General features: G+C 74.0%; 12 protein-coding genes. 2 read left to right on the top strand and 10 right to left on the bottom strand.

Annotated features, from left to right (window positions below; translation table 11 throughout):
* Nucleotides 1-47: 47 nt before the first annotated feature.
* The 5 genes from ACVWWH_RS12675 to dut all read right to left on the bottom strand — a co-directional run bounded on the left by ACVWWH_RS12675 (nt 48) and on the right by dut (nt 3761).
* Nucleotides 48-1358: a hypothetical protein gene (locus ACVWWH_RS12675; RefSeq protein WP_066497516.1), complete on the bottom strand. Its 1311-nt coding sequence runs from the start codon at nt 1356-1358 to the stop codon at nt 48-50.
* A 32-nt stretch (nt 1359-1390) separates the two neighbouring features.
* Nucleotides 1391-2152, bottom strand: a complete 762-nt coding sequence (locus tag ACVWWH_RS12670) for a DUF3159 domain-containing protein (protein WP_457316818.1) — start codon at nt 2150-2152, stop codon at nt 1391-1393.
* A gap of 1 nt (nt 2153) precedes the next feature.
* On the bottom strand, nt 2154-2471 hold the full coding sequence (locus tag ACVWWH_RS12665) for a single stranded DNA-binding domain-containing protein (protein WP_066497512.1): 318 nt from the start codon (nt 2469-2471) through the stop codon (nt 2154-2156).
* Nucleotides 2464-3183: a DUF3710 domain-containing protein gene (locus ACVWWH_RS12660; protein WP_229710902.1), complete on the bottom strand. Its 720-nt coding sequence runs from the start codon at nt 3181-3183 to the stop codon at nt 2464-2466. Before ACVWWH_RS12660 ends, ACVWWH_RS12665 begins: the two co-directional genes overlap by 8 nt.
* Before the next feature lie 68 nt (nt 3184-3251).
* Nucleotides 3252-3761, bottom strand: coding sequence for a dUTP diphosphatase (gene dut / locus ACVWWH_RS12655; protein ID WP_457316817.1), 510 nt, complete (start codon nt 3759-3761; stop codon nt 3252-3254).
* Between the two features lie 91 nt (nt 3762-3852).
* On the opposite strand from dut, the gene ACVWWH_RS12650 reads away from it, so the two are divergent.
* Nucleotides 3853-4341: a DUF3093 domain-containing protein gene (locus ACVWWH_RS12650; protein ID WP_457316816.1), complete on the top strand. Its 489-nt coding sequence runs from the start codon at nt 3853-3855 to the stop codon at nt 4339-4341.
* Between the two features lie 69 nt (nt 4342-4410).
* Here the strand turns inward: ACVWWH_RS12650 and ACVWWH_RS12645 are convergent, their stop codons facing one another.
* A complete protein-coding gene (locus tag ACVWWH_RS12645; RefSeq protein WP_066497506.1) occupies nt 4411-4710 on the bottom strand; it encodes a DUF4193 domain-containing protein in 300 nt (99 codons plus the stop codon).
* Nucleotides 4711-5006: 296 nt separating this feature from the next.
* Between ACVWWH_RS12645 and sepH the strand changes: the two genes are divergently transcribed.
* The gene (sepH, locus tag ACVWWH_RS12640; protein WP_457316815.1) at nt 5007-6527 is read left to right on the top strand and encodes a septation protein SepH; all 1521 of its coding nucleotides are present in this window, start codon (nt 5007-5009) and stop codon (nt 6525-6527) included.
* Nucleotides 6528-6592: 65 nt separating this feature from the next.
* Here sepH and ACVWWH_RS12635 read toward each other — a convergent pair whose 3' ends face one another.
* Genes ACVWWH_RS12635 through ACVWWH_RS12620 form a run of 4 tightly spaced genes read right to left on the bottom strand, consistent with a single transcriptional unit; the run spans nt 6593 to nt 11980 of the window.
* The gene (locus ACVWWH_RS12635) at nt 6593-7264 is read right to left on the bottom strand and encodes a thymidine kinase (RefSeq protein WP_066497502.1); all 672 of its coding nucleotides are present in this window, start codon (nt 7262-7264) and stop codon (nt 6593-6595) included.
* A complete protein-coding gene (locus ACVWWH_RS12630) occupies nt 7257-8495 on the bottom strand; it encodes an alkaline phosphatase family protein (RefSeq protein WP_066497501.1) in 1239 nt (412 codons plus the stop codon). The genes ACVWWH_RS12635 and ACVWWH_RS12630 overlap by 8 nt, the downstream gene beginning before the upstream one ends.
* Entirely contained in the window at nt 8496-9185 is a 690-nt protein-coding gene (locus ACVWWH_RS12625; RefSeq protein ID WP_084249429.1) for a DUF5998 family protein, read from the bottom strand. It abuts the gene before it with no gap.
* A gap of 53 nt (nt 9186-9238) precedes the next feature.
* The gene (locus ACVWWH_RS12620; RefSeq protein WP_457316814.1) at nt 9239-11980 is read right to left on the bottom strand and encodes a bifunctional acetate--CoA ligase family protein/GNAT family N-acetyltransferase; all 2742 of its coding nucleotides are present in this window, start codon (nt 11978-11980) and stop codon (nt 9239-9241) included.
* Nucleotides 11981-12032: the final 52 nt, after the last annotated feature.

The raw sequence follows: 12032 nt of genomic DNA, 5'->3' as shown, positions 1-12032 counted from the left end.
GGCGGAACTCCCCTGCCGTCTGCCGCCCCGCGCCGGGCTTGCCCGGCTTACCCGGCGGGCGCGGGCGGCACCGGCGGGACCGCCGGAGGAGTCCCGGGAGGCCGGGTGTCCCGCGGTGCCCTGGGGACGCCGCGGACGAAGCGCCGGTATCCGACGAAGAGGACGACGGCGACCGCCACCGCGAGCGCGACGAACACGACCCCCTGCTCCCCCGCGACCGCGGCCGGAGCCACCCCGGCGACGAGGGTGAGGAGTCCGCCGACCACGAGCGCGTTGCCGACCGCCGCCGCGCGGCGCTCGAGCACGAGGCTCGCCAGAAGGAACACCACCGCGACGACCGTGGCGCTCAGGCTCACCGTCCGGAGCCACTCCGAAGACGGCTCGGCGTCCTCGGGCGGGGGGTAGAACGCGAAGACGCCCACGAAGAAGACCACCACGCTGAGCGCTCCGACGGCGACGGGATGCAGCACCGAGAACACCCTCGAGCCCACCCGTGAACCCGTCGCCGCGGCGCCGGTCCCGCGCCGCAGCGGGGCGCCGAGCCGCAGGTGTCCCGTCGCGAGCGCACCGAGGAGCCCGAGGACGCCGACACCGAGGGAGACCAGCGTGGTCTTCGGGCTGATCGCCCCGGCCGAGGCGACGACGAGGGTGACGACGCCGCCGAGGAGCAGGGCGTCGGCCGGGATGGACGCCCGGCGCAGCAGCGCGAAGCCGACGAGGATCAGGACCGCTGCCGCGGCCGTGCCGATGAGCCCGGCGTTCCTCTCGTAGACGGCGAGGACGCCCGGGTAGCCCGGGCCGCTGTAGCCGGACAGCACCGGAGGCGGGTAGAAGGCCTGGAGGCCGAGCGAGACGACGGTCGCCGCGAGAGGGGCCGCGGCGAGCGGGAAGACGACGGCAAGGGCGGTCTCGTCCGCGGCCTCCGCGCGGCGCTCCCGGAGGCGCGGCAGCCGGCCGGACTGGCGCAGGAAGAGCGCGGCGAGGGCGAGGACGAGGCCGACACCCACAGCCCCGACGGCGGGGGCAGCAGGCAGGCCCGGCCCCGCCCCGGAGCCTCGCGCCGCCGCGTAGATGAGCGTGAACACCCCGCCCAGCAGGAGGCCTTCAGCCAGCGCCGCGGCGCGCGCCGGGAGGAGCGAGCCGGCCGCGAGCAGGACCACCGCGAGCCCGGACAGCACGGCCGCCGCGATGCGCTCATAGGCCTGGAGCGAGGCGAGATAGGCCTCATACGGGGCCTCGTAGCCGGGCGACGGCGACTCCGGCTGCGGGTAGACGGCCTGGAGGCCGAACCCGATCAACAGTGCCAGCAGCACTCCCAGGAAGACCGGGAAGACGATGCGCAGTGCCTTGTTCTCCACGCTCCGACGCTACGCCGGTGCGCGGGTCCGACCTAGGGGCTTGTGTCCCGCACCTCGTTGCCCGCGGGCGGTTCGCCGGCCACGGGGCGGGTGATGAGCCAAGCGACCCACAGTCCGAGCGCGTACAGCGGCACACCCATGATGAGGCGCGTGGCCCCCAGGGCGACGAGGCCGGCGTCGCCCATGAGGTAGAGGGGAACCTGGACGAGCAGGCGCAGCCCGAGCACCGCGACCATGACCCACGTGCCGAGCCGGTACTGGCGCGCCCTCACGGCATCGTTGCGCCAGTGGACGCCCTCGTTGCGGAGGAAGCCGAAGATGACGCCCATGAGCGGCCACTTGACGAGGATCGAGGCGACGAGCGCCACGATGTAGCCCGCGTTCGTGAGGAAGCCGGAGAGGTAGAAGTTCTCGGCGCGGCCGGAGAACACGGCGAGCGCGGCCGAGACGGCCACGCCGATGATTCCCGCGAACGCCTGGGTGGGAGGCGTGCGCCCCACGAGGCGCACCACGACGAACACTGCCGCCACCGCGAGGGAGAGCACGGCGGAGAGCACGAGGTCCTGCACGAGCGTGAAGCAGACGAGGAAGACCAGGCCCGGAAGCACGCTCTCGAGGAGGCCGCGGACGCCGCCGGCGCTGCGGAGCACGTCGATCCGGCCGTCGTCGTGGCGGTGGAGTCCGGCCCGTGCGGCGTAGGCGCCGGCGAGGTCGGCGCCCGTGGGCACGCGGCCGGGGCGCCGGCCGGCGCCCTCGTCGTCGCGGGGGTCGGCGGGTCCGGGGGCGGAGCTCACGTCAGTCCTCCTGGGCCAGGATCTCGTAGCGCGGGTTGTAGATGGTGGGGACGCCATGGAAGTGCGCCAGCATGCCCGAGAACCGCAGCCGGGTCCCGGCATTGACGCCGCTGATCCGCCGGCGTCCGAGCCAGACGAGGCACAGGGCGGGCCCGCTCCCGGGGCGTTCGCGCTCGTCCTCGATCACCGCGGTGAGCCGCGGCGCCTCGTCGACGGGCACGAAGGTGAGCGACCGCACGAGGCCCTCGCCGGAGACGAGGCCACGTTCGGGGAGCCCGCCGAAGCCCTCAAGCCGGACGGGCGCCGTGGCGTCAGCCAAGATGCGTGGTCTCCGGACCGCGTTCGGGCGCATGCGGCGCGTGCTGCGCATGGCCGTTCTCGTGCGGCGCGGCCTCGACGGGGATGCGCAGCGGGAGCAGCTCGCGGGGCGGGAGCGGGGACTCGCCGCGGTCCACGACCACGTGGCGGAAGAGGTCCTCGAGCGCGGCGGAGGCCTCGCGGCTCTCCGCGGCCTGGCCGCCGATCACGCCGCGCAGGAACCATCGCGGACCGTCGACGCCCATGAAGCGGGCCGCGCGGTAGCTGCGGCGCTCCCCCGTCGCGTCGGCAGGAAGGCGCGCGAGCAGCTCCGGACCGAAGCTGCCTTCGGTCTCCTCCACGGTGCCGCCCTGGCTCGCCACGGACTGGGCGATCTGGGCCCGGATCTCGCCCCACAGCCCCTCGGACCGGGGCGCGGCGAACGCCTGGAGCTGGAGGCTCGAGCCGGCAAGGTCCATCGTCACGGCCACGACGCGCTGCGTGGCCTCCTCGAGCTCGAGGCGCAGCTGGAGGCCCTCGGTGGGGCGGACGAGGATCGAGCCCAGGTCCACGTAGCCGGTATCGGTGCTGGCCTCGCTCGCATCGAACGGGCCCTTCTGGGCGCGCCCGTAGCCGCTCTTGTCCGGCTCGGGACGCTTCCGGGTCGACTGTCCGAGGACCGAGGGGTCCTCGGACGTCAGCTTGGCGTTCTTGCCGCGTCCGAACAGTGCCACACACACTCCTTTGTCTTGCCGGCGGTTCCGGCAGCCCGCTTCCGCCGAACGCCCGGTCGGGCGGGGCGCTAGGGGGCGGTGAATCCGCCCGTCGAGCCGAACCCCCCCGAGCCGCGCACGGAGTCGGACAGGTCCTCGACGGGCACGAAGCACGCATGTTCCACGCGCTGGATCACCATCTGAGCGATTCTATCGCCGCGGCGGAGGGCGATCGGTTCGGACGCGTCCGTGTTGAGGAGGGTCACCGCGATCTCGCCGCGGTAGCCGGCATCAACCGTGCCGGGCGCGTTGACGACCGTGAGCCCGTGCTTGGTCGCGAGGCCCGACCGGGGATGGATGAGGGCAACGTAGCCGAACGGGAGCGCGATGCTCACGCCGGTCGGCACGAGCGCGCGCTCACCCGGGCGGAGCGTCACGTCCACGCGGGCCCGCAGGTCTGCGCCCGCGTCGCCGGGATGGGCGTACGCGGGCGGCTCGAGGCCGTCGTCGAGCATCTTGAGCTGGACGTCGAGGGTCGGCGCCCACGCCGTGGACTGGTCCGGGGCCGCGTGGTCGGGGGCTGTCTGCTGCGCGCTCACCCGTCAACTCTAGCGGGCCGGCGCCGGCGCCCTGTGCCCCCGGGGCTCCCCGCTTTTGTCCTCGCGGGCGCCGGGGTGGAAAGCTTGGCCTATGCCTGACGCCACGACGCCCGCCTCCGAGGCGAGCACCGCCGACCCCATCGTCTATTCCGAGAAGCTCTGGCCGGCCTGGTGGGTGTGGATCGTCGTCCTGGGCGTCTCCGGTGCGGGGATCCTCGTGTTCGCCCCGATCAGCATGGCTGCCGGCTACACCGGCGCCGCCATCCTGCTCGTCATCCTCGTGGCGATCCTCGTGGCGTCCACGCCCGCCATCGTGGTGACGAGGTCTTCGTTCCGGGCCGGCCGCGCCACACTCCCGCGGACCTTCACGGGGACCGTCGAGGCGTTCGACGGGGACGAGGCCACCGCCGAGCGCGGCCCGCGCCTGAACGGGCTGGCCTACCTGTGCATCCGGGGGTGGATCCGTCCGGTGGTCCGCGTCGAACTCACGGATCCCGAGGACCGCACACCGTACTGGCTCGTCTCGAGCCGCCACCCGGACCGTCTTGTCGCCGCCCTCAGCGAGGCTCCCCGCCGCTGAGACGACGGCGGCCCCGGCGCTGCACGCGCCGGGGCCGCCTCTCGCGTGGGCTGCCTGGAGCCAGAGCGCTCAGCCCTCGCACTCCTTGCAGTAGAGCAGGCCGTTCTTCTCCCGGGCGATCTGGGAGCGGTGACGGACGAGGAAGCACGAGGCGCACGTGAATTCGTCGGCCTGCGCGGGCAGCACCCGCACCAGGAGTTCCTCGCCGGAGAGGTCCGCACCGGGGAGCTCGTAGCTGTCCGCGGCCTCCGCCTCGTCCTCGTCCACCGCGGCAGACTGCTTGTCGGTACGGCGGGACTTCAGCTCCTCGATCGAATCCTCGTTGAGCTCTTCCTCGTTCTTGCGCGGCGCATCGTAATCGGTCGCCATAGTTCTTCGTTCACGCTCCGGTAGCTAGCCATGTCACGTGGCATCCCACGTAGTCCAGTCCAACGCACTCGGCCCCCATTTTGTGCCCAGTGACGGGGAGATTGTTCCCGATGAGCAGGCAAAACGCCACTTCGCCGCGGAACATTCCCGACACGAGACGCCCGCCCGCTCCGCGGTGGTCCCGCCGCGTGGCCCGTCCGGGCTGCCATTTTCGCGGCACACCGACGGCCTGCGGGCCTTCGGCGCCCGCGGATGGCACAGTTCTACTCAGACCTAGAGCAAGCTGGAGGGCGTCCATGCGGGAGCGAGCGCACGATCAGGCGGAAGAGCTGCGCCTCGTCGGGGTCCACGAGGACGGTGCACACCTCATCGTGAGCGCCGCGAACGGGGACGTGTTCCGGCTGCCGCTGGACGAGGCCCTGCGCCGCGCGGTGTCGCGGCCGGCTCCCCAGCGCCCTGCGCCGTCCGGCTCGGACGGCGCAGGCATGACTCCGCGCCAGATCCAGGCGGAGATCCGCGCGGGCGCCACCGCGGAGGAGGTCGCCGCGTCCTCGGGCGTCCCGCTCGCCAGGGTGCAGCGCTTCGAGGGACCCGTCCTGGCCGAGCGCGAGCACATGGCGCGCCGCGCACAGGCCGTGGAGGTTCCCGGGCGGCTGCCCACCCAGGAGGCGCTGCGCGGCCCGGCGGCGGACCGACCGGTGACGCTCGGCGAGATGGCCGCGTACCGGCTCTCGCTCCACGGTGTCGCCGCAGGGGCCGTCGAGTGGGACTCGTGGCGCCGGCCCGACGGGCAGTGGACCGTCGTCGCACGCTTCGCCCTTCCGGAGGGCGCGCCGTCGTCCATCGGCGAGGAGCCCCCCGCGATGTGGACCTTCCACCCCGGGCACCGCACGGTGGCCAACGCGAACCGGTGGGCACAGCAGCTCAGCGAGCTCGAGCCGCTCGACGGGCCGGCTCCCCGCCGCCGGCTCGCGGCCGTCTCGGACCGCCCCTTCGATGTCGAGGCCCCCGAGGAGCACCACGGCGGCGAGCTGGACCGCGAGGGCGAGCTGCTGGACATGCTGCGCGCGCGCCGGGGCCAGCGGCTCGGCGTCGACGAGGACGGCGACGATGCCCTCGCGCTGCTCCTCACCCACGGCATCCCGGCGGCCCATCCGCGGTCCCCGGAGGCCGATGAGGCCGATCCGGAAGCTGATCCCGTCGAGCACCGTCGGGCCGGCGAGTGGGAGCGCGGTGCGTGGGACGCTCCCCGGGCGCGCGGCCACCGGGACCGCGACCCGGAGCGCCACGGCGCGCCGCCCATGGACCAGGACGAGGACACCGCGGACGACGACGGGCGGCCGGCGCCGCGGGGCGGCATCACCTCGCTGCTCTCCCGCCTCAACGTCCGCACCGCCCAGGACGCCGATTCGCGGCTCGACCTCGGGCCCGGCGTGAGCACTGCCACGACCGAGATGACGGTCGTGCCGTCGGCCCGGCCGTCCGCAGACGGCTCCTCTGACGACGGCGACCGGACGCACCGCGGCGTCGACGGCCGCGGCGCAGGGCCCGCCACCCCCGTGCAGGCCCCCGTGCAGGGGCCGCGGGAGCCCGTGGAGGGAGAGGCGCCGCACCGGGAGGAATCCCCGGAACGGCCGGAGATGCCGGAGCGCCCGCGGGAGCCGGAGCGCGCCGTCGGGCCGCGCACGCCCGCGGACCGGGAGCCGCCGCGTCCGGAGCCGGCGGCCCAGGGGGAACCCACGCGGAGGTCCTCCCGCCCCAAGCGCTCTTCGGTCCCCAGCTGGGACGAGATCGTCTTCGGCACCAAGGGCGACTGACCCGGCCCCGGGCGCCCGGGGTGCAGCGCCCCGGGCGCAGTGCCCCCATCGCCCGGCCGTGGCTCCTAGTCGCCGAACGGGAGCAGCTGCTCCCCCTCGCCCATCACCGGCACGGAGGCGGCGGTCTTCCCGGCCATGTAGTGGCGCCTGCAGAGGGTCTCGTACTCCACCTCGGGCCAGGGGCCCGCGTCCTCGGCGGAGCCGCGGCCGGCGACGTCCGCCACCACCACCTGCTCGCCCGTCAGGACCATCGCTCCGCCCACCGTGCGGGCGTTGTGCGTGGCGCGCCGCCCGCACCAGCACAGCGTGGGGACCTGGAGCGTCTCGATCCGGTCGGCGAGTTCCACGAGGCGGCGGGACCCCTCGAACAGGCGCGCCCGGAAGTCGGTGCCGATCCCGAACGCGTACACGTCCACGTCGAGCTCGTCGACCACGCGGGCGAGCTCGTCCACCTGCTCATGCCGGTAGAACTGCGCCTCGTCGCAGATGAGGTAGTCGACCTCCTCGGCGCGGGTGCGCCGGGCGACGACCTCGTTCCAGAAGCTCGACTCCGGCGTCACCTCGATCGCCGGGGTGTTCAGGCCGAGGCGGCTCGTGATGACCGCGCGCCCCGACCTGTCGTGGCTCGTGAAGAGGAGCCCCTTGCGGCCGCCTGCGCGGTGGTTGTAGTCCATCTGCAGCGCGAGCGTGGACTTGCCGCTGTCCATGGTGCCGGTGAAGAAGACGAGCTCAGCCACGCCGCTGCCGCTTCCCGCGGACGCGTCCGCGCGCTGTGAAGGCCACGAGCGGGACCTGGCGCTCGGCCTTGGTCCACGACCCGTGCTGGCCGACCATCTCGAACGCCTGCGGCCGTGCCCGGCGGCCGTCGTAGAGGGCCAGGTCACCGTGGACTGCCACGATGAGGTCGCCGATCCTGGGGTGCACCGCCTCGGAGACCACCGGGCCGAACAGGCCGTGCCCGATCGCCTCGGCGCGGGTGAGGATCCAGGCCTGGTTCCCGAAGCGCTCGCGCCACCGCGCGGCGACGGCCGCCACCGCGGCGGGGTCGGGTGCGTGAGCCCCGTCGGCGCCCTCCACGTGGAGGTGCACCATGCGCGGCTCGCCCGCGGTGTGCCGCACGCCCTCCGTCAGCTGCGGATCGGCGGAGATGTCGATGCGGCGGGCGGGCGCCACGTCGACCATGCCGTGGTCCCCGAGCACGAGGACGAGCGTCCCCGGGGGCAGCTGGCCGTCGAGGCGGCGGAGGCACGCATCGACCTCCTCGAGCGCCTCCTCCCACTCGGCGGAGGCGCAGCCGAACTGGTGGCCGGCCTTGTCGAGCTCATTGAGGTAGAAGTAGGCGAGCATGCGCGGGTGCGCGGCCATGGCCTCGGCGGCCGCGGTGGTGCGGGCGTGCAGGCTCACGGCGCCGATGAAGTCGCCGCCCCGCAGCGCGGCCCGCGTCATCGCGGAGCCCTCGAACTGGGGAAGGCTCACCGTGGCGACGGGGATCGCCGGATGGATGCGCTCGAAGACCGTGGGGCACGGCTGCCACCGCTGGGGGTCGACGTCGGGGTCCCAGCCGTTGAGCTGGTTGACCACCCTGTCCAGATGGGGGGCGTAGACGTCGTAGCCGACCATGCCGTGCTGGCCGGGCGGCACACCGGTGCCCAGGCTCGCGAGCGAGGCGGCGGTCGTGCTGGGGAACGCGGCGTCGAGCGTTCCGGGGACGGCGCCCTGGCCCTCGGCGAGCTTCTCGCGGAGGAAGGGCGTGTGGGCGGTGCGCTTGGACAGCAGGGTCCGGCCGAGGCCGTCGACCATGACGAGGCAGATGCGCACCGACTCGGGGAGCCCGAGTGTGTTCTCGAACCCCTCGGCCCCGAGCGCCGCCGCGCAGGAGGGCAGCACATCGGCCACCGAGCGCGAACCGAAGGCGGGTGGGGGCGGAAGGGGCGGGGCACCGGTGGCGGCGCCGGGAACGGCCGTCATCTAGCGGCTGCCGTGGCCGCGGAACGTCCGCGGCGAGAAGGCTGAGAGCCGAGGACGCTGCACTGCCTGGAACGGCCGCGAACCGGTGTTCACCGCGCGCAGGAGCCGCGCGAACTGCTTGGCGGCGTCGACGGCACGGGGGCCGTCGGCGTCGGCGCTGATCCTGAGCACGATGTCCTCCTGCGCCACCGTCCCCGTATAGCCGTGGTCCGCATCGCACTGCGGGTCGCCGCACCCGGCGGGCATGAGGTCGAGCCTCTGGCCGCCGCTCCACGAGATGGCGAGGGTGACCTCCCGGACTGGGTCGCCAGGGGCGTAGTCCGCCGGCTGGGCGTAGACGTAGGAGAGCACCACCGTGGCGATCTGGTCGACCGGGACGGACTCGGTGGACACCTGCGCCCCCATCTGGCTCCCGCTGTCGTCGAGGGGGGACTCGTCCACGTGGGTGATGACCAGCATGTCCTCGGTCAGGACGAGCACGGTCACGTGCCGGCGGACCTCGGCCCGCTCGAAGTGGGTCTCGAGGTGCGTCAGGTGTGCGATCGCCGTCCGGCCGTCGAGGGCGTCGGCCACCACGTCGCCGACCAGCAGCGGGTAGAAGCCCGTCCGCTCGAGGGCCGCGGTCAGGGGTTCGCCTGGGCCTGGGACCCGGTGCTCGCCTGAAGGTGCCCCGGACGCGTTGTGGCTCATGGGCGCCATTCTCCCAGACCCGCGCCCGGCGCCCCAAAACCGGACGGCGGCGTTCACTGGGCGATGAGGGCCCGGCGGGCGCTGTCCATGCGCTGGGCCGCGTTGCCGATCCAGACCTGCGCGGACAGCACGGTCAGGCCCGTGGAGCTCACGACCACGGGCTTGAGCTCGAGCAGCGACACTTCCGGGTGACGGTCCTTGAGCAGCGAGACGCGCCCGATGAGGTCCTCGAGGGCGGGCACGTCCAGGGCGGGCAGGCCCTCGTGCCCGAACAGCTTCACCGAGGTGCGCGGCGAGCGGACGATGTCGTGCACGTCGCCCGTGGTGAGCGGGGTGATCCGGTGCGCCCAGTCGTCGAGGAGGGAGACGGCGTCGCCCGCGAGGCCGAAGGAGAGGACCGGGCCGAGGAGGGGGTCCTCGATCGCCCTGATGACGCAGGCCTGCCCGAGCGGGGCCATGCGCTGCACCTCGACGTGGCCGCCGCCGTAGGGGGCGAGGGCGCGCCCCATCTGCTCGAATTCGGCGCGCAGGTCGGCCGCGTCCCGGATGTCCAGGCGGACGGCGCCGAGGTCGAGCCGGGAGCGGAGGTTGTCCGCCGCGGACTTGATGGCCACGGGCCAGCCGAGCGCATCCGCTGCCGCGACGGCTTCGTCCGCCGTGGCAGCGGCGCGGGAGGCCAGGACCGGGATGCCGTAGCAGCCGAGCAGCCGCGCGGTGTCCTCCCCCGCGAGCTGCACGAGCTCGGTGCCCTGCACCCCGGCGAGCCGGGCGCCGATCAGCGCCGCCGCTGCGCCGTCGTCCACCTCGGCCTCGAACAGGGCGCCCTGGTCCCGGGCGAGCCACTCGCTGTACCGGGCGACGGCGGCGAGCGCCGCCACCGCGTCGCCCGCGCTCGTGTAGCACGGGACGGCCGCCGGCCATTCCTCCGCCCGCTCTCCGGCGCGCGGGGCGGGAAGCAGGCCTTCCGTGTCCGTCTGCCGGTCCAGCACCCCCGGGAACGCCGCGATGACGGCCTTGCCGAGCGGTTCCGCGGTCTCGGCGAGCGTCCGGGCGAGCGCGGGCACCCGGACTCCCGCGGACGGCAGGAGGGCGACGACGACGGCGTCCACGTCGCCGCGCGCTGCGGCCTCGCGCAGCCGCCGGGCCAGCTCGGGGAGCGCCAGGGACTGCCCCTGCGCGAGGTCGAGGTCACCCTCCGCTGCGGCCACGGTCAGCCCCTCCCCCTCCGCGCTGTCCGCCACGACGCGGGCCAGGGCGAGGGAGTTGCTCAGGACGGCGATCCTCGGGCCGGCGGGGAGCGTCCCGACGGCGATCTGGGCCACGTCGACGAGCTGCTCGACCGTCCCGACGCGGATGACGCCGGACTGGCGCAGCACCGCGTCGAGCGCGCCCTGAGGGGCCTGGGTGGTGCGGACCGAATGGCCCGGCGGGAGCCGCAGCCCGGTGACCTCGCTCTTGGCGACGATGACCGGCTTGCTGCGGGCGAGGCGGCGGGCGATCCGGGAGAACTTGCGCGGGTTGCCGAACGATTCGAAGTACAGGCCCACGGCGCTCGTGGCGACGTCGTCCTCCCAGTACTGCATGAGGTCATTGCCGGAGACGTCGGCGCGGTTGCCCGCCGAGAGGACGGAGGAGAAGCCGAGGTAGCGGCGCTCGGCCGCGGCGTAGAGCGCCACCCCGATCGAGGCGGACTGGCTGAACAGGCCCAGGCTCCCCTGTCGGGGCAGCCCCGGGGCCAGGGAGGCGTTGAGCCGGATGTCCGGGTCCGTGTTGGCGATGCCGAGGGACTCGGGCCCGACCACGCGCATGCCGTGCGCGCGGGCGTGGCGGACGATCTGCCGCTGGAGCGCCAGGCCCTCCTCGCCCCGCTCGGCGAAGCCGCCGGAGGCGATCACCACGCCCTTGACCCCGGCCGCCGCACAGTCGGCCACCACGCCCTGGACCTCGGCGTACGGCACCGCCACGACGGCGAGGTCGACCGGTTCGGGGACCTCCCCGATCCGCCCGTAGGCCATCATGCCCCCGAGCTCGAGCGCCTCGGGGTTCACGGCATAGACCGTGCCCCCGAAGCCGCCTTCGACGATGTGCTCGAGCAGCTGGTAGCCGAGGGTCCCCCACGTGCGGCTGGCCCCGATGACGGCCACCGAGGAGGGGGCGAGGAGCCCCATGATGCTGCGCGCCTCGGCGCGGTGCTCGCGCGACTCCATGACGGCCCGCGACTTCTCCGTCGGGTCGATCTCGAAGGCGACGGAGACGACGCCGTCGTCGAAATGCCGGGCGACGGCGTAGCCGGCCTCGGCGAAGACGGTGAGCATCTTGCGGTTCTCGGGCAGCACCTCGGCGGTGAACCGGCGGATGTGGTTCTCGCGGGCCGCGGCGGCGAGGTGCTCGAGCAGGATCGAGCCGATGCCGCGGCCCTGGTGCCGGTCGGCGATGTTGAAGGCCACTTCGGCCTCCGCAGGGTCGGCGAGGCGGTCGTAGCGGCCCACGCCGATGATCTCGTCCCCCATGGTGATGACCAGCGCGACGCGGTCGTGGTAGTCGACCTCGGTGAAGCGCTTGAGCTCGCCGGGGGTCAGGCGCGCCTTGTAGCTGAAGAACCTGAGGTAGATGGACCCCTCGGACTGGTGCGTGTGGAAGTCCTGGAGGGCCTGCGCGTCCTCCGGGCGGATGGGGCGAAGGTGCGCCGTGCCGCCGTCGCGCAGGACGACGTCGGCCTCCCAGTGGTGCGGGTAGGACGCGCCCGTGGTCGATGTGCGGGTCGAGGATGCGCCGTCCGAGGCCGATTCCGCCATAGGGTTAGCCTAGATCAGCCCCCGCACCACCACACGAAGGACCCACGCTCTC

It is taken from the genome of Sinomonas sp. RB5 (genome assembly GCF_054063535.1).
Note: the sequence above shows the minus strand (reverse complement) of the source record. Positions and strands in the feature narration are given on the sequence as shown.